The sequence below is a fragment of the Microbacterium zouquanmingi genome (assembly GCF_052266695.1).
Classification (GTDB): domain Bacteria; phylum Actinomycetota; class Actinomycetes; order Actinomycetales; family Microbacteriaceae; genus Microbacterium.
In genome coordinates this window covers 146,330-167,237 of record NZ_JBQPQZ010000003.1, presented here as the reverse complement: position 1 = coordinate 167,237, position 20,908 = coordinate 146,330, and the positions used below count along the sequence as shown (strand labels likewise).

22 protein-coding genes are annotated in these 20,908 nt (G+C 66.7%); 4 read left to right on the top strand and 18 right to left on the bottom strand.

Going from position 1 to position 20,908, the window contains the following annotated elements; genetic code table 11:
• Nucleotides 1-5: 5 nt before the first annotated feature.
• Nucleotides 6-1,733 (bottom strand): ABC transporter ATP-binding protein, encoded by a 1,728-nt coding sequence (locus ACTU6U_RS07815; RefSeq protein WP_443468560.1) that lies wholly within the window; start codon nt 1,731-1,733, stop codon nt 6-8.
• Between the two features lie 145 nt (nt 1,734-1,878).
• Nucleotides 1,879-2,946 (bottom strand): enoyl-CoA hydratase/isomerase family protein, encoded by a 1,068-nt coding sequence (locus ACTU6U_RS07810; protein WP_443468559.1) that lies wholly within the window; start codon nt 2,944-2,946, stop codon nt 1,879-1,881.
• A gap of 108 nt (nt 2,947-3,054) precedes the next feature.
• On the opposite strand from ACTU6U_RS07810, the gene ACTU6U_RS07805 reads away from it, so the two are divergent.
• A complete protein-coding gene (locus ACTU6U_RS07805; RefSeq protein WP_443468558.1) occupies nt 3,055-4,302 on the top strand; it encodes an ABC transporter ATP-binding protein in 1,248 nt (415 codons plus the stop codon).
• A 7-nt stretch (nt 4,303-4,309) separates the two neighbouring features.
• Here ACTU6U_RS07805 and ACTU6U_RS07800 read toward each other — a convergent pair whose 3' ends face one another.
• The 11 genes from ACTU6U_RS07800 to hemE form a co-directional block, all read right to left on the bottom strand.
• Nucleotides 4,310-4,759 carry a hypothetical protein gene (locus tag ACTU6U_RS07800; protein ID WP_443468557.1) on the bottom strand — a complete coding sequence of 150 codons (450 nt, stop codon included), beginning with the start codon at nt 4,757-4,759 and terminating at the stop codon, nt 4,310-4,312.
• An 82-nt stretch (nt 4,760-4,841) separates the two neighbouring features.
• Nucleotides 4,842-6,167 (bottom strand): glutamate-1-semialdehyde 2,1-aminomutase, encoded by a 1,326-nt coding sequence (locus ACTU6U_RS07795; protein ID WP_443468556.1) that lies wholly within the window; start codon nt 6,165-6,167, stop codon nt 4,842-4,844.
• A 17-nt stretch (nt 6,168-6,184) separates the two neighbouring features.
• Nucleotides 6,185-7,165 carry a porphobilinogen synthase gene (gene hemB, locus ACTU6U_RS07790; protein WP_443468555.1) on the bottom strand — a complete coding sequence of 327 codons (981 nt, stop codon included), beginning with the start codon at nt 7,163-7,165 and terminating at the stop codon, nt 6,185-6,187.
• A complete protein-coding gene (locus tag ACTU6U_RS07785; protein WP_443468554.1) occupies nt 7,162-7,962 on the bottom strand; it encodes a uroporphyrinogen-III synthase in 801 nt (266 codons plus the stop codon). Before ACTU6U_RS07785 ends, hemB begins: the two co-directional genes overlap by 4 nt.
• Nucleotides 7,962-8,954 (bottom strand): hydroxymethylbilane synthase, encoded by a 993-nt coding sequence (gene hemC / locus ACTU6U_RS07780; protein ID WP_443468553.1) that lies wholly within the window; start codon nt 8,952-8,954, stop codon nt 7,962-7,964. Before hemC ends, ACTU6U_RS07785 begins: the two co-directional genes overlap by 1 nt.
• Nucleotides 8,955-8,960: 6 nt before the next feature.
• On the bottom strand, nt 8,961-9,638 hold the full coding sequence (hemQ, locus tag ACTU6U_RS07775) for a hydrogen peroxide-dependent heme synthase (protein WP_443468552.1): 678 nt from the start codon (nt 9,636-9,638) through the stop codon (nt 8,961-8,963).
• Nucleotides 9,639-9,706: 68 nt separating this feature from the next.
• Nucleotides 9,707-9,982 (bottom strand): hypothetical protein, encoded by a 276-nt coding sequence (locus ACTU6U_RS07770; protein WP_443468551.1) that lies wholly within the window; start codon nt 9,980-9,982, stop codon nt 9,707-9,709.
• Nucleotides 9,969-10,376, bottom strand: coding sequence for a phage holin family protein (locus ACTU6U_RS07765; RefSeq protein ID WP_443468550.1), 408 nt, complete (start codon nt 10,374-10,376; stop codon nt 9,969-9,971). Before ACTU6U_RS07765 ends, ACTU6U_RS07770 begins: the two co-directional genes overlap by 14 nt.
• Before the next feature lies 1 nt (nt 10,377).
• Complete coding sequence (locus ACTU6U_RS07760; RefSeq protein ID WP_443468549.1) at nt 10,378-10,809, bottom strand: hypothetical protein; 432 nt, start codon at nt 10,807-10,809, stop codon at nt 10,378-10,380.
• Nucleotides 10,810-10,907: 98 nt separating this feature from the next.
• A complete protein-coding gene (gene hemG, locus ACTU6U_RS07755) occupies nt 10,908-12,428 on the bottom strand; it encodes a protoporphyrinogen oxidase (protein WP_443468548.1) in 1,521 nt (506 codons plus the stop codon).
• The gene (hemE, locus tag ACTU6U_RS07750; protein WP_443468547.1) at nt 12,425-13,444 is read right to left on the bottom strand and encodes a uroporphyrinogen decarboxylase; all 1,020 of its coding nucleotides are present in this window, start codon (nt 13,442-13,444) and stop codon (nt 12,425-12,427) included. The genes hemG and hemE overlap by 4 nt, the downstream gene beginning before the upstream one ends.
• Nucleotides 13,445-13,508: 64 nt before the next feature.
• Between hemE and ACTU6U_RS07745 the strand changes: the two genes are divergently transcribed.
• The 3 genes from ACTU6U_RS07745 to ACTU6U_RS07735 all read left to right on the top strand — a co-directional run bounded on the left by ACTU6U_RS07745 (nt 13,509) and on the right by ACTU6U_RS07735 (nt 17,029).
• Nucleotides 13,509-14,825 (top strand): glutamyl-tRNA reductase, encoded by a 1,317-nt coding sequence (locus ACTU6U_RS07745; protein WP_443468546.1) that lies wholly within the window; start codon nt 13,509-13,511, stop codon nt 14,823-14,825.
• A gap of 195 nt (nt 14,826-15,020) precedes the next feature.
• Nucleotides 15,021-16,382: a hypothetical protein gene (locus ACTU6U_RS07740; RefSeq protein ID WP_443468545.1), complete on the top strand. Its 1,362-nt coding sequence runs from the start codon at nt 15,021-15,023 to the stop codon at nt 16,380-16,382.
• 74 nt (nt 16,383-16,456) lie between these two features.
• Nucleotides 16,457-17,029, top strand: a complete 573-nt coding sequence (locus tag ACTU6U_RS07735; protein WP_443468544.1) for an HhH-GPD-type base excision DNA repair protein — start codon at nt 16,457-16,459, stop codon at nt 17,027-17,029.
• 67 nt (nt 17,030-17,096) lie between these two features.
• Here the strand turns inward: ACTU6U_RS07735 and ACTU6U_RS07730 are convergent, their stop codons facing one another.
• From ACTU6U_RS07730 to ACTU6U_RS07710, 5 genes are all read right to left on the bottom strand, one after another.
• Nucleotides 17,097-17,558 carry an adenylyltransferase/cytidyltransferase family protein gene (locus tag ACTU6U_RS07730; RefSeq protein ID WP_443468543.1) on the bottom strand — a complete coding sequence of 154 codons (462 nt, stop codon included), beginning with the start codon at nt 17,556-17,558 and terminating at the stop codon, nt 17,097-17,099.
• 188 nt (nt 17,559-17,746) lie between these two features.
• Entirely contained in the window at nt 17,747-18,565 is an 819-nt protein-coding gene (locus ACTU6U_RS07725) for a serine hydrolase domain-containing protein (RefSeq protein ID WP_443468542.1), read from the bottom strand.
• A 9-nt stretch (nt 18,566-18,574) separates the two neighbouring features.
• A complete protein-coding gene (locus tag ACTU6U_RS07720; RefSeq protein ID WP_443468857.1) occupies nt 18,575-19,960 on the bottom strand; it encodes a glycine--tRNA ligase in 1,386 nt (461 codons plus the stop codon).
• A gap of 85 nt (nt 19,961-20,045) precedes the next feature.
• Nucleotides 20,046-20,714 (bottom strand): YdeI/OmpD-associated family protein, encoded by a 669-nt coding sequence (locus ACTU6U_RS07715; RefSeq protein ID WP_443468541.1) that lies wholly within the window; start codon nt 20,712-20,714, stop codon nt 20,046-20,048.
• Between the two features lie 33 nt (nt 20,715-20,747).
• Nucleotides 20,748-20,888, bottom strand: a complete 141-nt coding sequence (locus ACTU6U_RS07710) for a hypothetical protein (RefSeq protein WP_443468540.1) — start codon at nt 20,886-20,888, stop codon at nt 20,748-20,750.
• Nucleotides 20,889-20,908: the final 20 nt, after the last annotated feature.

Sequence of the window (20,908 nt, the reverse complement as noted above, 5' to 3'; positions counted from 1 at the left end):
GGAGCTCATGCGTCCACCCCCAGCTGCGATTCGACGATCTCTCGGTAGGTCTCATTGCTCGCGAGAAGTTCGTCATGTGTTCCGACGCCGACCATCTCTCCTCCTTCGAGGACCACGATGCGATCAGCATCGGTGATTGTGGACACGCGCTGAGCGACGACGATCTTCGTCACGTCAGGCAGCTCTCGCCAGAGTGCCTGCCGCAGTCGCGCGTCTGTCGTCAGGTCGAGTGCCGAGAACGAGTCATCGAAGATGAGGATCTCGGGCTGATGCACCAGGGCTCGCGCAATTGCGAGTCGCTGACGCTGACCGCCGGAGACGTTCGTTCCGCCCTGCGCGATGCGGGTTTCGAGTCCCTCTGGCATAGCCTCGACGAAGTCTCTGCCCTGCGCGATCTCGAGGGCGTGCCAGAGCTCTTCGTCTGTGGCGTCCGACCGACCGTATCGGAGGTTCGACGCGATCGTGCCGGTGAACAGGAACGGACGCTGCGGCACGAGCCCGATGGTCTTCCACAGTGCATCCATGTCGGCTTCGCGCACGTCGACGCCGCCGACGCGTGCTGCGCCACCTGTCACGTCGAACAGGCGCGGAATGAGCGAGATCAGCGTCGTCTTTCCGGCTCCCGTCGATCCGACGATCGCCACCGTCTCGCCGCGCTCGGCTCCGAACGAGATGTTCCGCAGCACGGGCGACTCCGCACCCGGGTAGGTGAACTCGACGTTCTCGAACATCACGGTGCCGGGAAGCGGGAAGTCCGTCGCGCCGTCGACCGGCCGCTCCAGGCTCGATTCGGCATCGAGGACCTCGCCGACGCGCTCTGCGGAGACCGCGGCACGCGGAATCATCATCGCCATGAAGCTCGACATGATGACGCCCATCATGATCTGACCGATGTACTGCATGAACGCGAACAGCGTGCCGACCTCGACATTGCCGTTCTGCACTTCGAGACCGCCGAACCAGATCACGCCGACCACGGTGACGTTGAGGATCAGCATGAACAGCGGGAACAGCAGCACGAACAGCGAACCGATCTTGCGGCCGAGAATCATGAGGTCGGTGTTGGTCTCACGAAATCGTTCTTCTTCGACGCGCTCGCGCACGAACGCACGGACGACGCGCACGCCGGTGAGCTGCTCTCGCATGACGCGGTTGATTGCATCGAGCTTGCCCTGGTTGCGGCGGAACAGCGGCACCATCTGGCCGATGATGATCGCCGCGGCGATGAGCAGAATCGGAACAGAGATGGCGATCAGCCAGCTGAGGCCGACGTCCTGCTGCACGGCCATGATGATGCCGCCGATGGCGAGCAGCGGAGCGGTGACGAACATCGTCGCGCCCATCATCGCCAGCATCTGCACCTGCTGCACATCGTTGGTGTTGCGGGTGATCAGCGAGCCTGCGCCGAACTGCGAGACCTCGCGCTCGGAGAAGGCGCTGACCCGTGCGAATACGTCATTGCGGATATCGCGACCGATGCTCATCGCCGCCTTCGCGGCGAAATACGTCGCGATGATCGCGCAGACAATCTGGCCGAGCGAGACGACCAGCATCCAGGCGCCGGTGCGCCAGATGTAGCCGGTGTCGGCCGTCGCGACGCCCTGGTTGATGATGTCGGCGTTCAGCCGAGGAAGGTAGAGCGTAGCCAGCGCACTGGCGAACTGGAAGACGAGCACGCCCACCAGCAACGGCCAGTATCTGGACAGATAGCGGAAGAGAAGCTTGCCAAGCATGAGGAGTCCTTTTGGGGAGCGGGCCGAAGTGGGCCACCAGATAGCGTGCCACGCCCCACCGACATTGCACATCCCCCGAATGGACTAATCCGCTCACGGCGAACGATCCGCAGATGAGATCAGATTTTTCACCCCGGTGCAGAAATCACCCTCGGTCGAAGAGCGGCCGCTCTGGAACGAACGCACGGGCTCCCGCACCAGCATCCGGTTTCAGCTCGGCGATGGTCGCCGGCTGCCAACGAGGCGAGCGATCCTTATCGACGAGTTGCGCGCGAATGCCCTCTGCGAGATCGGGGTGGTGACCGGCGAACCACATCACGCGGCGATACTCCCCGATCAGCGCATCGCGCAGGTTTCCTTCGCGCGCCTCGCGCACCGCATCCAGCGTGACGGCGAGGCCAGTCGGGGCGAGCTCTGATAGCAGCACGGCAGTGGCGGATGCTGAGACCTCTGATCGAGTGGCGAGGCGCTGTGCGATCTCGCCCACGGTGTCGGCGGAGAAGACCTCGTCGATCCACGCGCGCTCGTTCGCAAGAGCGGCGGGCTCCGGAGTCTCATCGAACAGCAGCACCAGCTCCGAGGGGCTCGATGGGTCGGCGCGCTTGCCCAGCGCCTCGCGAAGTTCGTCGATGCGCTGCGAAGGTACATAGTGATCCGCAAACCCTGCGTACACAGCATCCGATGCCGACATCGTGCTGCCGGTGAGACCGAGGTACTCCCCCAGGCGCCCTGGCGCGCGGCCGAGAAGGTAGGTGCCCCCGACGTCGGGAGTGAAGCCGATCCTGGTCTCCGGCATCGCCAGCCGGCTGCGTTCGGTGACGATGCGGATGTGGGCGTGGCCGGCCAGCCCGATGCCCCCGCCCATCGTGATGCCGTCGGCGATCGCGACGACCATCTTCGGGTATTCAGCGATCATCAGGTTGAGGGCGTACTCGGCGCGGAAGAACTCCGCGGCACGCTCAGGATGACCTGCAGTGATCTGGTCGTACAGCGCGCGCACATCACCGCCCGCGCAGAGCCCTCGCTCGCCCTCTCCATCGATGAGGACGATGTCGATGTCGGTGTCGTCACGCCAGGCGTCCAGCGCGGCGGTGATCTGACCGATCATGTCGATGTCGAGGGCATTGATCGCCTTCGGTCGGTTGAGGCTGAGACGCCCGAGCGAGCCCTCAGTGCGAACCAGAACCGTTGCGGCGATGTCGAAGTCAGTCACGGAAGCCACGTTACATGGGCCTGTTCTGGCCTTTATCCGCACGCCCGATGCGGGATTCTGCGCATTTTCCGGCAGGATAGAGGCGGACCTATGCAGGAAAGGCAGCAGATGCCAGACGGACAGCTGATCGAATTCGACCACGCGACCAAGCGCTTCGGCGCTGTCGCGGCAGTGTCGGATCTATCGGCGCGCGTCCGCCCGGGAGTGGTGACCGGCTTCCTCGGGCCCAACGGCGCGGGAAAGACGACCACGCTTCGCATGCTGCTCGGGCTCGAGCGCCCCACCAGCGGAACCGCCACGATCGGCGGAACCCGCTACGCGGAACTGCGCAGCCCCGCACGTGTCATCGGCGCCATGCTCGAGGACCCTGGCTTCCGCCAGCGCCGCACGGTCGAGCGCCACCTCATCCAGGCGGCAAAGGCGAATGACATCCCACTCTCCCGCGTGGGTGAACTCATCGCTTTCGTCGGCCTCGGCGACGACGTCGACACGCGCATTGCTGCGCTGTCGCTCGGCATGCGCCAGCGCCTCAGCGCCGCAACCGCTCTGATCGGCGACCCGGGCGTGCTCGTCCTCGACGAGCCGGCGAACGGGCTCGACCCCGAAGGCATCCGCTGGATGCGCACACTCATCCGCGGCCTCGCCGACGAAGGGCGCACTGTTCTGGTCTCGTCGCACGTGCTGAGCGAGGTCGAGCAGATCGCCGATGAGATCCTCGTGATCTCGCGCGGCGAACTGAAGTTCGCAGGCACCATGGAAGACCTCGCCGACCCGCGCACCGGGCCGGTCGTGGTGGATGCCGCAGACCGCGAAGCCCTCTCCAAGACCCTGCAGGACGCCGGATACGACTTCGAAATCCTGCGCTCGGGCCTCACCGTGCGCGGCAGCGATGCTGCGACCATCGGCAGCATCACGACCCGCGCCGGAGTTGCGCTGACGACACTGCAGCAGCGCGGCCCGACGCTCGAAGACGTCTTCCTCGACCTCGTGCACGACCGCTACGTTCCGCCGACACCCGCGCCAGTGGTGGAAGAGACCGCACTCTTCGACCTGCCTGATGTGGATGCGCCAGAGCTGGTCACGCCAGAGCCGGCCGCGGCAGAGCCGGTCGCAGAGACCGCAGCGGATGCCGAAGACGAAGACTCGCACGACGAATTCGCGCTCAACCTTGACGACCGCCCCCTTCCCGGGCTAGCCGACTTGGCGGCCGTCGCGAGCATGTTCGCGAACCCGATGACCGAGCCGAACAGCGCTGCAGCAGCCATCGAGGCCGAAGAGGCCGAAGCGGTCGAAGAGGCCGAAGAAGCCGGCGAGCAGGCCGGAACCGCTGATCACTCGGCGCCGGAACAGCGCTGAACGTAGCTCAGGCCGGTCGCGGACGGACGACCGGCCGTTTGCGCCCCTTCTGCACGGAGACCGGGATCGTTCCGGTGATCTCTGTGACGTCGACCGGCTCCTCAGAGACGTCGAGGCGCAGCGCCTGAGTCAGCGCGAGCCCGTGACGCGTGGTGAAGATCAGCCGCTGGAACTGCTCGTCTCCCTCTAGGTCGATGACGACGCCAGGACGGTGACGACGGATGAGGACGAAGTCCGTCGTTGCGGCGGCCTTCCAGGTTCCTGCCGCGAGGATCCCGGGGACCTGCGTTCCACGACCGGGAACTCCGCGCAGCCAGGTCCACGCATCGTCCGTCAGCTGCACCTTGATGATCGTCTCGCGCGCAACCCGCAGGTTCTCACGGTGAAACGTCACCGCGCGCTCGAACGGAGACAGTACGACCTCAAGCTGCGTCTGATCCAGGAGCAGGGTGACCATTCGTCCAGTCTGCCAGCGTCGACCTGCAAACTGTCTGCGACTTCCTCACAGGACGACAACAATCACCCTGTGCCGCGCGAATTCAGGCAGGCTGAGCGGATGCTGCGGCACGCGCCGCAGCAGGAAGCGCCGCCTCGATGCGGCCGATCGCGTCATCGTCGTGCGCCGCGGTGAGGAACCAGGCCTCGAACACGCTCGGCGGCAGCGCCACGCCCTGCTCGCGCATGGAGTGGAAGAACGGCGCGTAGCGGAACGACTCCTGCGCCTGAGCCTCGGCGTACGTGCGCGGAGCGGTGGCCGCGAACGCAACGCCGAACAGGTTTCCTGCGCGCGGGATCGAGTGCACGACACCGGCGTCGGTGAGCGCCGCGTCAAGAGCGGATGCCACGCGCGCCGCAGCCTCATCCACGCGGGCGTAGACGGCGGGCGTGGCCAGCCGCAGCGTCACGAGGCCCGCAGCGACCGAGAGCGGGTTCCCCGACAGAGTGCCGGCCTGGTAGACAGGGCCGGTCGGAGCGAGCTGGTCCATGACCTCGGCGCGACCGCCGAGCGCCGCCAGCGGCATACCGCCACCGATGACCTTGCCGAAGGTGATGATGTCGGGGAGGTATTCCTCACCCGCAGCCGCCTGCAGCGCCCAGTAGCCTGCCTGGTGCACGCGGAATCCTGTCAGCACCTCGTCGAGAATCATCAGTGCCCCATGCGCGTGGGCAGTGTCGGCGATGAAGCGGTTGAAACCAGCATCCGGAGCGACGACGCCCATGTTCGCGGCGGCTGCCTCGACGATGACGGCGGCGATGCGGTCGCCGTGCTCGGCGAACACTGCCTGAAGAGCTTCTCGGTCGTTGTAGCCGATCACCAGCGTCTGCGCCGCGATCGGCGCGGGCACTCCAGCTGACCCTGGCAGGGCAAGTGTTGCGACGCCCGATCCCGCCTCGGCGAGCAGCCCGTCGGAGTGCCCGTGGTAGTGCCCGGCGAACTTCACAAGCAGGTCGCGTCCGGTCACACCGCGGGCAAGACGGATCGCGGTCATCGTCGCCTCGGTGCCGGTGGACACCAGACGCACGCGTTCGATGGGTGCGAGGTCGCCGAAGCGCACGCGCTCGGTGATCTCGTGCGCGAGCGCGACCTCACCCTCGGTGGGTGCGCCGAACGAGAGACCGCGCGTCGCGGCATCCTGAACCGCCTGAACGACCTCGGGGTGCGCGTGACCCAGCAGAGCGGGGCCCCACGACGCGACCAGGTCGACGTATTCGTCGCCCGCGGCATCCGTGACGTACGCGCCACGAGCGGATGCGAGGAAGCGCGGCGTCCCGCCGACGGAGCCATATGCCCGCACGGGCGAGTTCACCCCTCCTGGGGTGACGGCTCGCGCGGCGGCGAACAGCTCATCGTTGCGGTCGGTCATGATGCCTCCTGTAGTGCTCAGCGCTCGCGCAGCCATCCGGCGGCCTCGGCCGCCCAGTACGTCAGCACCGCGTCGGCGCCGGCGCGGCGAATCGACAGCAGAGACTCCAGCACGGCCGCACGGCGATCGATCCAGCCATTGGCTGCAGCCGCCTCGATCATCGCGTACTCGCCGGAGATCTGGTATGCCCACACCGGCACGTGCACAGCGTCACGCACCTCGCGCAGCACATCGAGGAAGCCCATGGCGGGCTTCACCATCACGACATCAGCGCCTTCGGCCTCGTCGATCAGCGCCTCGCGCAGTCCCTCGCGGCGATTGCCCGGATCGAGCTGATAGGTGCGGCGATCGCCCTGCAGCTGCGAGTCGACCGCTTCGCGGAAGGGTCCGTAGAACGCGCTGGCGTACTTGGCGGCGTAGCCGAGCAGCAGAGTGTCGGTGAAGCCCTCGGCGTCCAGCCCCTGGCGGATGGCGGCGACCTGGCCGTCCATCATTCCGGAGAGCCCGAGCAGCTGAGAGCCGGCGCGCGCCTGCGCGAGCGCCATCGAGACGTAGCGCTCGAGGGTGGCATCGTTGTCGACCGACCCGTCGCCCGAGAGAACCCCGCAGTGACCGTGGTCGGTGAACTCGTCCAGGCACAGATCGGTCTGCACGACAAGCGCATCGCCGATCTCGGATGCCAGCGCGCGCGTGGCGACATTGAGGATGCCGTCAGGGTCGTCGGCTCCAGAGCCCACGGCATCCCGAACTGCGGGAACGCCGAACAGCATCACACCGCCGACCCCGACCTCTGCGGCTTCTGCAGCCGCCCGGCGCAGCGAGTCCATGGTGTGCTGGAGCACGCCCGGCATCGAGGAGATCGCGACGGGGTCGGTGATGCCCTCGCGGACGAACATCGGCAGCACGAGGTGCCGCGGCGAAAGCGACGTCTCGCGCACGAGCGTCCGCACAGCCGCGGATTGACGCAGCCGTCGCGGCCTCACCTCGGGGAAGCTCACGGAGCGAACTCGTCTGCTGCATGTGGAAGCGTGAAGTGCGACACCGCGTCGATGAGCGCATCGACGGTCTGCTTGTCGGCGACCACCGTAATCGGAAGGCCGGCCTTGCGCGCATCCTTCGCGGTGCGAGGCCCGATTGCCGCAAGCAGCGTGCCGTCGGGGATATCGGGGAACTGCTCGCGCACCTGCTGCGCCACCGAACCACTGGTGATCAGGATGGCGTTGATGCGTCCGCTGTCGACATCACGGCGGATGCGGTCGGTGACAGGCACCCCCACGGTGCGGTAGGCGACGATGCTCGAGACGTCGTGGCCTGCTTCGATGAGAGAACGCGTCAGCACGGGCTTGGCGATCTCACTGCGCAAGGTCAGAACGCGACGCGGCTCCGGCTCGAGGGCGATGAGCTGCTCTGCCATGCCTGCTGCAGAATTGTCTCGGTCAGGAACGAGAGCGACTTCATAGCCGACCGCCTGAAGCGCGGCGGCAGTCGTCTCACCGACCGCGGCGATCTTCGTCGACTTCGGGACGACGGCGCGGTGCGCGAAGAGAACGTCGACCGTCGTCGCGCTCGTCACGGTCAGCCAGTCGAAGCTGCCTGCGGCGAGCTTCTCGAGCGCGTCGTCAAGCGCTTCCTGATCGGTGGTCGGGCCGAAGTTGATCAACGGCGCCACGACGGGGACAGCGCCCTGGGAGCGCAGGGACGCTGCGACACCGTCGCCCCACGGGCCTCCTCGCGGAACGAGGACGCGCCAGCCGGTCAACGGCTTCTCATGTTTCAATTCGGGTGTGCTGGTCATCAGGGTTGCTCTCGGGGTACGAGTTCGGCCGCCCCTTGTTCGAGCAGCCGACGGGCGACAGAAAGTCCGATCTCGCGCGCTGCGTGATTCGGGTCCGCACCATCGGCAGCATCCGCATCGTTGCCACTGCCGTTCTGACGAATATACCCCCCGTTCAGGGATTCAGTGACGTCAAGTCCGATTCGGCGGTCGCCGACGGGGTCGTAGACGATGCTTCGCACCCGCACGGAGTCACCGGTGACGACGGCATGCGCAGCCATCGGCGCCTGGCATCCGGCGTCCAATCCTTCGAGGACGCCGCGTTCGACGGTGATGGCCAGACGCGTGTCGGCATCGTCGAGTTCGGCAAGCGCCGCACGCAGATCGGATGCCGCATTCGCTGTCGTCTCGACGGCCAGCGAACCTTGTCCCGGCGCAGTCGGCCATTCGGCGAGGCCGAGATCCTCCCGCTTCAGTCTGGTCTCGGATCCGAGGCGTGAGAGTCCGGCTGCGGCGAGGATGACAGCATCCAGTTCGCCCGACTCCACCCGCGCCAGACGCGAGTCGACGTTGCCGCGGATGTCGATCACCTCAGCGCGAGGGGCGCGGATGCGCACCTGCGCGATGCGGCGCGGCGATCCCGTTCCGACCTTCGCGCCGGCACGCAGCGCGTGAAGCGGCACCCCGTCGCGCGTGATGACGACGTCGCGAGCGTCCTCGCGCACCGGTGTCGCGGCGATCACGAGTCCTTCCGGAATGGCGGTGGGCAGGTCCTTCAGCGAATGGACGAGGATGTCGCACTCGCCCGCGAGCAGCGCTTCACGCAGCCTGGTGGCGAAAACACCGAGGCCGCCGATCTCAGAGAGAGACGCACGGTTCGTGTCACCCTCGGAGACGATTGGAACGAGTTCGACTCTGCGGCCCGAGATCTTCTCGAGAGCAGTGGCGACGTGCCCGGACTGGGCTTGGGCGAGTGCGCTTCGGCGTGTGCCGAGACGGATAGGAGCAGACATCGTGACCTACTGCAGAACGTCGGCGATCTCGTCGAAGCGCAGACGCCGTCCCGTGTAGAACGGGACCTCTTCTTTCACATAGCGGCGCGCATCGGTGTAGCGCAGGTCGCGCATCAGATCGACGAGCTCGGCGGGGTCATCAGCCTCGAGCGGAAGCAGCCATTCGTAGTCGCCGAGTGCGAATGCCGCCACGGTGTTGGCGGTGACGCCCGTGAATGCGGCGCCCTTGCGGCCGTGGTCTGCGAGCATCTTGCGACGGTCGGCGTCATCGATCAGGTACCACTCCGGCGTGCGCACGAAGGGATACAGGCACAGCCAGCTCTTCGGCTCGATGCCGCGCAGGAATCCCGGCACGTGCGCACGGTTGAACTCCGCGTCGCGGTGCACGCCCATGACGTTCCAGACCGGAAGGAGCGAGCGGAGCAGCTCGGTGCGGCGCAGGCGGCGAAGCGCCTTCTGCAATCCTTCGGCGGTGGGTCCGTGCAGCCAGACCAGAAGGTCGGCTTCAGCCTTCAAACCGGACACATCGTAGAAGCCCCGGACGGTGACGCCGGAGTCCTCGATGTGCCCGACGATCGTCTCAAGCTCCGTGGCATCCGTCTCGGCGACAGGCGCATCAGGATTGCGTCGCCAGACGGCCCAGAGGGTGAAACCGGACGGGTTCTGTTCACTCGCTTCGGACATTCTTCCAGTGTGCCCCTTTCGGGACCAAGGAGCGAATGCAGACGCTCAGCGGGCGATTCCGCGGTCCCTCAACGAGAGATCGTGCGGGCGATCATCCAGACCAGTCCGCCTGCCGTGGCGGCGATGCCGATGGCCGCGGCGATGGCTCCCGTGGGATTGCGGTCGGCGAAGGCGCGGGCCTTCGCGATCCCCCGCTGCGAGGCCTTCTCGACGCGGCGCGGCACATTGCCCTTGATCTCGATCGCGGCGAGCGCGGCCTTCAGTTCGGCGCGAGCGGATGCCACCGGATCGGTGATTCCGGCAGGAACAGCGGTGCGGGGCAGAGCGGAATCAGGCGTGCTCATTGCCAGCCTCCTTCACGATTCGAACGTCGGTTGCGACAGCCTGGCCAGGATTCTCCCGGCTGAGGACCTTGCGGAATTTCAGTGCGCCGATCACGACGCACACCAGCACGCACACCAGCAGGAGTCCGAGCACGGCCAGTACGGAGACCCACACCGGCCACCAGGAGGAAAGCCCGACGATCGCGAACACGAGGATCATCGGCACCAGCCAGAACAGGAAGAACAGCGCGAGGATGAACCATACGCTGCCGATGCCGGCGTCCTTCGCTGTGCGCGACACCCACGCCTTCGCGGAGTCGATCTCGGCCTTGACCAGTTTGGTCACGAGCTCGGGAAGGTCTCCGAGCAGCGTCAGAAGACTGTCGTCTGCGCGGTCACGGTATCCGCGGAACATGTCACTTTCCGTTCGTCTTGTTCGCTGACCCCGTCGACGAGCTCTTCGTGCTGGACGAACCGGTCTTGCTGGGTGAGCTCGTCTTCTTCGATGCTGCCTTCTTCGCGGCATCGACGGCATCTTCGACGGCGTCTTCGACATTGTCGACAGCCTTCTTGCCCGTGGCGATCGCGGAGTCGAGCTTCTCGCCGGGGGTGCTGCCGTCACCGGCGGCCTTGGCCACCTTGACGACGCCGTTCCAGATCGCACCGGGCACCGCAGAGGCCTTCGCCCCCACGAACGCCTTGGCCTTGATGACCTGGTTCTGCACCGGATCGGTGTTCCACAGCTTCAGCCACTGCGTCTTGATCTGTTCGTAGCGCTCACGTCCGGCGCGTGTTCCGAGCACGTATCCGACGCCGAGTCCGACGACGAGTCCGATCTTCCCCTTCATGGGGTCTCCTCACGTTGTTCCGGTCGAGCCGCAGGCGATGGATGCCGTCGGCCAGGGGTACCAGCGTAACGCCATATGCCGAAAACGGCATCAATGCCTCAAGGGGTTGACAGCGGCCCGCCTTCTCCCCAGAGCAGCGTGCGGCGAACGCGATCGGCCTCGGCCGCAGCATCCGGAATCACCTGCGCGAGACCGGTGCCCGACAGCCATGCGCCGACCACACCGAGCCCGTGCGTTTTGCGCACCGCGGCGCGCACCTCATCGCGCCGCTCGGCGGCACCGATCAGCGATGCGGGCTGCGATTGCGTGAAGCGCGCGCGGTGCGCCGCGACGAGGGCCGATTCGGGCAGAGGCAGACCGAGAAGAGCGGATGCTTCGCTCAGTGCCAGCGAAGCTGCAGCATCGTCATCGAGGTTCGCAGTGGCTGCCGGTTCGCCCTGCGCACCGAACGAGACGCGCACGACGTGGCGGCCTGCTGCCGTCTTGCGGAGCCACTCCCACTTGGCGGTCGCGTGGGTGAGTGCCTTCGCCGTGTGACTGCCGGGGACCGTGAGGACCCCGGTGCCGCGGGGCGCGGCATCCAGCTCGGGAGAGTCAAGGAGCAGGCTGACGATCTCGATCTGCGGGGCATCTCCCCCGGCGGCGAGACCTGTGACGTGACCGGTCAGCAGCAGGCGGGCACTCGGCTCGGCCGTGGCGACGATGAGGGCGTCCGCAGTGAGCGTCTCGTTCTCGTTCTCAGGCTCAGACTCGAGGTCATCGTCGTCGGATGCTGTCGGAAAGGAGACCTTCCAGCTATCGCCGTCGCGTGCGACTGTCTCGACGGTCACGCCAGTGCGGACGACCGCGCCGAGCTCCTCCAGGTCTGCCACCAGCGCGTCGACGAGTCCGCTCATGCCCCCCGCGAGCGCTTCGACGGCCGATCCGGGCGCCTTCTTCGTGCGCTCGGCGCGATCGGTTCGCTCGGCGAGCAGCTGGGCAACGCCGCCAGAAAGCGATCCAGTGCGGGTGAGCGCTTCGTTGAGGCCAGGAGCCGCCATCTCGGTGTCGACGTCATCGGGGCTCGCCGAGTAGACACCAGCGGTGACCGGGGCGACAAGCAGGTCGCGCACTTTGGCGCCCATGCGCTTGGCGACCAGGTTGCCGAGACTGTGCTCCTGTCCGATCGTCAGCGGCGGGCGCAGACGGTCGACATACGCACGCCACGCACCGCTCCAGCCGATGATGCGGCGCACGTCGTCGGCGAATGGGTTGGCGGGAATGCCGAGAATGCCGCCCTTGGGCAGCGGCGCGGCTTTCACTCCGGGGGCGCCGACGAGCCAGGCGCCGGCGGGATTCGGGGTGACGATGCGGTCGGTGAGGTCGAGCTCGGCGAGGATCTTTCGCACGTGCCCACCTCGGGTCGCGTAGCTCTCAGCTCCGGCATCCACCGTCACGCCGTCGAGGTCGGCGCGCTGGATCGCTCCGCCGAGCTCGTTCGCCTCCTCGAGCAGGGTGACCTGCATGCCGACCTTCGCGCATTCGCGAGCGGCAACGAGTCCGCCAATGCCACCGCCCACCACGATGACGTGGCGTTCAGCTGCGCGTTCGGCAAGCCCCGCAGTGTTGTTCTGGCTCATGAATGCGCGAGCTCCACGATGCGGGTGAGCTGGTCGGGGTCGGTCTCGGGCGGCACGCCGTGGCCGAGGTTGAGGATGTGCGCGCGGGCGGTGCGGCCGCGCTCGATGACGTCGCGAACGTGAGCCTCGAGCACCGGCCACGGCGCCTGCAGCATCGCCGGGTTGATGTTGCCCTGGACGGTGACGTCGGGACCGAGGATTCGTGCGGCCTCATCGAGGGGCTGGCGCCAGTCGACGCCGACGGCGGATGCTTCGCCATCCAGTCGCATGTCGGCGAGGAAGGGGCCGGTGCCGACACCGAAGTGGATGACGGGAACTCCGAGGCCGGCGACGGCCGCCTTCGAGTGGGGGGCGACGTGCGCACGGTAGTCGGCAGGACTCAGCGACCCTGCCCACGAGTCGAACAGCTGCACTGTCGCCGCTCCCGCGTCGCGCTGCGCTTCGAGGAACCGGCGGGAGACGCGTGAGAGCCATCCTGCGAGGCGCCCCCAGGCTTCGGGATCGGCGTGCATCATGGCACGCGCGCGAAGATGCTCCTTCGACGGGCCGCCCTCGACAAGGTAGGCGGCAAGGGTGAACGGCGCCCCAGCGAAACCAATGAGCGGGGTGTCGCCGAGCTCTGCGGTCACGATGCGCACCGCTTCGGCGATCGCCGTCGTGTCCAGAGCATCCGGATCGATCGCCGTGATCCGATCGACATCGGCACGGGTGCGCACCGGCTCAGCGAACACGGGGCCGCGGCCAGGTTCGATGACGACGTCGACACCTGCCAGACGCAGCGGGATCACGATGTCGCTGAAGAACACTGCGGCGTCCACCTTGTGCCGCCGCACCGGCTGCAGGGTGATCTCAGCCGCGAGATCCGGAGTCAGGCAGGCATCCAGCATCCGCGTGCCGACGCGAAGCTCGCGGTACTCGGGGAGAGAGCGTCCGGCCTGGCGCATGAACCAGACGGGGGTCCGTTCTGGGCGATCACCGGCGAGGGCGCGAAGCAGCGGGGCGTTCGAGTCAGGCATGCTTCCATCCTCCCATTTGCGCTCATGAATGGCCTGTCAGCGAGAGACGGGTAAACTGGTCAGCGTGCTGCTGTGCGTGACGGCGAGTCACAAGACCGCCTCCTTCAACATGCTCGAGCGATTGAGCCGCACCCCTGACGACGTCGCGCCGAATCTTCTGCGCATCGCTTCGTGCGTGCAGGGGGCCGTTGTGCTCTCCACTTGTAACCGCTTCGAGGCGTACGTCGAGGTCGATGAGCCGGTGACTGCCGCGGGTGCGGTGGGAGTGGAAGCAGTGCTCGAGGCCATCGAGCAGTCCACCGGCATCCCCGCATCCGAACTCGACGGCGCTTATGCCGTGCACTCCGGTCGTCGCGTTGCCGAACACCTGTTCGCCGTGGCATCCGGTCTGGAATCCGTCGTCCCCGGAGAGGGAGAGATCGCCGGCCAGGTGCGTCGCGCGCTGAAGACGGCGCACGAGGAAGGCACGACCTCGCCCGAGCTCGAGCGCCTGTTCCAGCGTGCGAGCCAGGCGCAGCGCAAGGTGAAGAACGTCACCGCCATCGGACGCGCCGGGCGCTCACTCGTGCGCCTCTCTCTCGAACTCGCAGACAGCCGCATCGCCGACTGGTCCGCAGAGCGCGTTCTTCTGGTCGGCACCGGGGCGTACGCCGCGGTGACCCTTGCGACGCTGCGCGAACGCGGGGCGACGAACATCGCCGTATATTCACCATCTGGCCGTGCAGAGCTGTTCGCGAAGAAGCACGGCATCGCCGCAGTGCACGACGACGAGTACACGCGCGTCGCGACGCAATCGACTCTGCTGATCACGTGCACGAATGCGGCTGAGGAGCCTGTGCTGCGCCCGCATCATCTGCAGGCACCAGCTGGTGCGACCGGAGCGACCACGGGCGGATGCCCGATCGGCGCGTCATCCGCATCGTCGCAGTTGGTGATCGATCTCGGGATGCCCCGCAACGTCGACCCGGCCGTCGCGAACATCGAACGCGTCGCACTGCTGGATCTCGATACCATCCGCTTGCACGCCCCGCTCGAAGAGCTGCAGGCGACGGATGCCGCGAGGTCTGTCGTGCGCGAGGCCGCAGACACCTTCAACGTCGTCGGCGACCGGCGGAGCGTCACGCCGGCCGTCGTCGCCCTGCGCACGCACATCTTCAGCCTGCTTGAGGACGAGATCGACCGCGCGCGCCGCCGCGGCGACGAGCAAGGCCTCGTCGAGCAGGCGATGCGTCACCTGGCCGGTGTGCTCCTGCACACGCCCACGGTGCGCGCGCACGAACTCGCCGCCGATGGTCGCGCGAGTGATTTCACGGACGCACTCGAGACGCTCTACGGACTGACACCTGATACTGGCGAGTCTCAAGAGGCCGCGACCGCCTGAGTATTCCCCCTGAGAACCGAAAGGCTCATCGGGTAACCTGGAGATTTGAGGATCTTCCGCGCTGGGACTGCGCGGCTGTTAGCAACCGTCGTCGGTTGCCTCTTCGCGGCTGACGCCGGTTGCGCTCGCGGCATCATCGATGCTGCTCTATTCGGCGTGGGCTGCGCTTTTCGCGTCCATCCTGAAAGGTACTTCATGCGTCGTAAGGGGATCATCCCACTTCTCGCGCTCAGCGCTCTGGTGAGCGCTGGTTTCGTCGCCGTCTCAAGCGCTCCGGCACTTGCCGATGCGCCTCCAGCCGCGGTAGAGGAGTTCACCGCAGATCTCTGTGCCGGCTCCACCCCCGCCGACCCGACAGCAGAGACCGTCGGCGGAAATCCGCTGAACCGCGTCTTCGGCGAACGCCTCACCGCCTACAACGCCGGTCACGTCGTGACGCTCTACGGCACCAGCGGCAAGAACGAACCCAGCACGCCCAACTGCGGTGTGCGGTTTGTCGAAGGCGTGGGTCCTGTATCGGAGTGGATGTACTGCACCGACATGACCAACCACACCTGCAGCGTCACTGATGAGCAGGGAGAGCTGACGCACGACGGCGGCTACGTGGGCACTCCTGAGCTCGTCGATGGCAACGGCGACCTCACGGCCGAGCAACAGCGCGTGATCGAGTACATCGCCGCCAACGATTTGACCACCACACCGATGCCCGAGGGCTACAGCGGCGCAGGGGAAACGCTCGCATCGAACGATTCCGAGAAGAACCGTTCCGTGAGGCAGCAGATGATCTGGTGCGTTTCGGATGCTGACCTGATGCAGTGGTACCCAGGCATGGACTTGTGGTGCCCGGATAACATCGGCGACGACGTTCGTGCAAGGATCCTGGCATCCGCGCCCGTCGAGCCAGTCCTGGAGCTCGCGCCGGTGACCTCGGAAGCGGCAGCCGACGAGGTCGCCCCGCTGACGCTCACCACCAACCTGCTGAACCAGCCCATCGCGCTCACCGCAGCTACCGGCACCATCGAGCTGTGTGCACCTCAGGATGGCGTGGAGCTCGAGAACGGCGCCATAATCGTGACTGGCTCCGCCCCGGTGACGACGACTGTCGACCTGTGCACCACCGGCGCGGCCGGCACTGATGTCTCAATCCAAGCAACGGCTGAGGCACTTGGCGCAGCGACCTGGGCCCAGTCGCCGTTCGCGGCGCCGGACGGCACTTTCTGCCAGGTGTACACGACTGCTTCGGAGAGCAGCACGCCGTTCACGGCATCCGCGAGCATCGCCTTCGCCGCTCCCGTCGACGAGAACGAGAACACGCCCACCAACCCGAGCGAGAACACGCCCACCGGCCCGGTCGAGAACGCCCCCACCAACCCGAGCGAGAACACGCCCACCAACCCGGTCGAGAACGGGACCACTGCTGGCGATGAATCCGCCGCGCACGGCGAGCTCGCGGTGACCGGTGCAGACAGCGCCCTTCCGCTGACGGCAGGTGGGGCGTTGCTCCTCGCCGCAGGCATCGCGCTCGCGTTCCTGGCACGTCGCCGCCAGGGCGCCTGAGCACTGACACGTACGCGAAACGGTGCTCCGGGGATTCCCGGGGCACCGTTTCACATAGGTGCCAGACTGGAGGCATGGCCCTTCACATCACCGGAGACACCGCCGCCGACGCGCTGCTCACCGACAACCCGCTCGCACTTCTGGTCGGCATGCTGCTGGACCAGCAGGTGCCGATGGAGACCGCCTTCGCCGGCCCGCTCAAGATCGAACAGCGCACCGGCGCTGTGGATGCCGCGGAAATCGCCGCGATGGACCCCGAGGAGTTCCTCGAGGCGTTCAAGCAGACTCCCGCCGTGCACCGGTTCCCGGGTTCCATGGCGGCCCGCGTACAGACACTGTGCCGGGAGCTCGTCGCATCCTGGGGCGGCGATGCCGCAGCCCTCTGGACGCGGGGCGACCCAGACGGTGCCGAAGTGCTGCGACGCCTGAAGAAGCTTCCCGGGTTCGGTGAGCAGAAGGCGAAGATCTTCCTCGCTCTGCTCGGCAAGCAGTACGGATTCACCGGTGCAGACTGGCGCGAAGCATCCGCCCCCTACGGAGAAGAAGGCGCCCTGCGCAGCGTCGCTGACATCGTCTCACCCGAGTCGCTCAGCCTCGTGCGCGCGCACAAGCGTGCGATGAAGGCGGCGGCGAAAGCCGCCAAGTGACGCCCAGGTCGCAATTTGTGCCGCTTTCGCGGGGCGTAAGCAGCACAGTTTGCGACCTGAACGTGGTTCAGCCCCGCGAGAGACGCTCTGCCTCTTTGGCTGCGACGATCTTCCGCAGACCCGAGCTGGAGAACCGGTGGTGGCGGCTGTTGAAGTACAGCTCGATGCCGGCCTCTTCGCAGTACTCACGACCCGTGAAGTCGCGATTCTCGTACTCGTCGCCGACGATGCGCACGTCGAGCTTGAACGAGCGAAGAATGTCCTCGAGGTCCTGTTCGGTGGAGTACGGCACGATCTCGTCGACGGACTCGCAGCCGCGCAGTTGGATGTAGCGCTCGACGACGGTCTGCGTCGGCGCGTTCTTCTCCGGGCGGTCGAGCGTCGGGTCCATCTGCAGCCCGCAGATCAGGTAGTCGCATTGCCGCTTGGCCTCGGCAAGCATCATGATGTGGCCCGCGTGCAGCAGATCGAACGTCGAGAACGTGATCCCCACACGCGGACCAGGGTTGTAATCCTGGTGCTTCTTCACTGCTTCAGCTTCCAACGTTGCCCTCCAGCGGTCTTACGAACAGACGAAGTTTACCGACGCGCGGGCTCGCCCCGTGCTGCGAAGGCCGCCAACTGGACACCCAGGTCGCGATTCGTGCCGCTTTCGCCTCGTCGAAGCGGCAGAAATTGCGACCTGAACGGGGATCCCGGCCGAGACCGAAGACCGGGTCAGCGCCCGCCGTACCGTGCGAGGATCTCGTCGGTGAGCGGCGGCCAGATGCGCTTGTGCTCGTCACCGAAGGGCACACCTGACAGAAATGCTGCGGCGATGTCGCGAGAGCGGTCGACGAAGAAGAAGCTCCCCTGACCACCGAAGTGGCCCGCCGTCTCGAGTGGGAACGAGTCGCTCAACCAGTGCGGGCTCTTCACGCCCTTGAGCTCGAACCCGAGGCCCCACTGGTTGTCATCGAAGGACCCGTAGCCGGGGACGACGCCCTTCAGCCCTTCACGCGAGACCATCAGTGCGAGGTCGCGCAGAGCGGCGGGGATCAGGGTCGGCCGCAGCACTTCGCGACCGAAGATCAGCAGGTCGGCGATAGAGGCCTTGTAGCCGGCCGAGGGCCGGCCGGCTACATCGACCTCACGCATCCCGAGCGGCTGGACGACCTCGCGGGTCATCCACTCGGAGAACTCCATGCCAGCTGCGGCGGCAACATGCGCGCCGAGGGCATCGAAACCGGCGTTCGAGTAGATGCGCCGAGTACCGGGGGCCGCCTGCACCGGCTCGCCCTCGAACGGCAGTCCGCTGGTGTGATCGAGCAGGTTGAGCAGCGTCGATCCCTCAGGCCCTGCCGGCTCATCAAGGTCGATCAGCCCGCGCTCGACAGCGATCAGCGCGCCCCACGCTGTGAGCGGCTTGCTCACAGACGCGAGTGCGAGCGCGGCGTGCGGGTCGCCCTGCACGGCGATGGTCTGCTCAGGACCGGTGACCCCTACGAGAGCGGTGTGCGGGAAGCCGTCGGTCGCGGCGAAAGTCGTCGTCTCCACGGCTCTGTCTTACGCGCCCTTGAGCCGTGCGGCGAGGTACTCGTTCAGCTCGGCGACCGGCACGCGCTCCTGCGCCATGGTGTCGCGGTCACGCACGGTCACAGCGTTGTCATCGAGCGAGTCGAAGTCGACCGTGACGCAGAACGGGGTGCCGATCTCGTCCTGACGACGGTAGCGGCGACCGATGGCGCCAGCGTCGTCGAAGTCGATCGCCCAGCGGCCACGCAGCGAGTCAGCGACCTCGCGCGCGAGCGGCGAGAGCTTCTCGTTGCGCGACAGGGGAAGCACGGCCACCTTGACCGGAGCCAGACGCGGGTCGAGCTTGAGCACAGTGCGAGTGTCGGTGCCGCCCTTCGCGTTGGGCACCTCTTCTTCGACGTACGAGTCGACGAGGAACGCCATCATCGAGCGAGTGAGGCCGAACGAGGGCTCGATCACGTACGGTGTGTAGCGCTCACCGGATGCCTGGTCGAAATACGTCAGGCTCTGGCCGGATGCCTCGGAGTGGCTGTTCAGGTCGTAATCGGTGCGGTTGGCGACACCCATGAGCTCGCCCCACTCGGAGCCCGCGAAACCGAAGCGGTACTCGAAGTCGATCGTTCCGGCGGAATAGTGCGCGCGCTCATCCTCAGGAACGTCGAACTGACGCATGTTCTCGGGCTCGATGCCGAGGTCGATGAACCACGCCCAACAGGTCTCGACCCAGTGGTCGAACCACTCCTGAGCCTCAGCCGGCGGCACGAAGAACTCGATCTCCATCTGCTCGAACTCGCGAGTGCGGAAGATGAAGTTTCCGGGCGTGATCTCGTTGCGGAACGCCTTGCCGACCTGGCCGATACCGAATGGCGGCTTCTTGCGGCTCGCGGTGAGCACGTTAGCGAAGTTCACGAAGATGCCCTGCGCGGTCTCGGGGCGCAGATAGTACAGGCCCGACTCGTCATCGACGACGCCGAGGTAAGTCTTCACGAGGCCGGAGAACGAGCGGGGCTCGGTCCATTTGCCGCGGGTGCCGCAGTCGGGGCAGGCGATGTCGGCCATGCCGTTCTCGGGCTTGCGCCCCTTCTTCGCCTCGAACGCCTCGAGCAGGTGGTCTTCGCGGTGGCGCTTGTGGCACTGCAGGCACTCGACGAGCGGGTCGCTGAAGGTGGCGACGTGGCCGGATGCCTCCCACACGCGCTTGGGCAGGATGATCGAGGAGTCAAGACCCACCATGTCGCCACGGCCGCGGACGAAGGTCTGCCACCACTGGCGACGGATGTTCTCCTTCAGCTCGGTGCCGAGGGGCCCGTAGTCCCACGCGGAGCGCGAACCGCCGTAGATCTCACCCGCTTGGAACACGAACCCGCGGTGGCGGGCGAGGCTGATGACCTTGTCAAGACGGGACTGTTCGGCCACGGTGGCTCCAATGGTCGGGAGAGATTTGGATGCTGCGCGGACATGCCGCGGCATCCTCCATCCTATCCGCGCGGATGCGTCGGAATCAGCCCTCCGCCGCAGCCGCCGCAGCGGCGGCGGCGCGCCCCAGCCACGCCGGCGTCTTGCCCGCACGTGCGAACGGCACGAGCCGCCCGGCTGCGCTATCGGTCACGAACTGCTCGGCGCGCGCGATGCGGGTGGCAGGGCGCTTGGCTGTGGCGATCCAATGCCGCACAGCTTTGCGGTACCCGGGAGCCGCGGCATCGAGGAATGCCTGTGCCGCTGCCGAGCGATCGAGCACGGCCTGTACCTCAGGTTCGAGTTCTGCATCGCCGTTCTCGTATGAATACGTCCCGGTGCGCTCCGCGCTGCGCGCCTCGAACGCAGCGAGGCCGGCAGGCGCCATCCGGCCCTCTGCCTGCAAGCGCTCGATGTGCGCCACGTTGATCTTTGACCAGGTGCTGCCCCGCTTTCGCGGGGTCCACCGTTGCCGACGCCGGTCCTCGTCGACGGGTTGAGACACCGAATCGATCCATCCGAAGCACAGGCCCACGGGAACGGCATCCGCCCACGTCAGACCCTGGTTCGTGACATGCGCCTTACGCATCTCCATCCACAGCTCCGACTCGGAGGCGTGATAGCGCTCCAGCCATGCGCGGAACTCGGCCGCGTCACGGAAGAACACCGCGGGCTTCTCCGCCGAACCGCCTGCCTGCCCCGCCTCATCATCCATGCGATCAGAATGACACGAGCATCCGACATCCGTTCAGCGGTTCGGGAAGGCTTCTCCTCCACCCGCGGCGAGCGCGGCCGCAACGATCCCGATGTACTCGTTCATCATCGCCTCCGGCATCGCCGGCATGCTCTGCTCCCAGTACGGAAGGATCGCGCCGCGCCCCTGCATCATCCCTGCTGGCCGCGCATAGG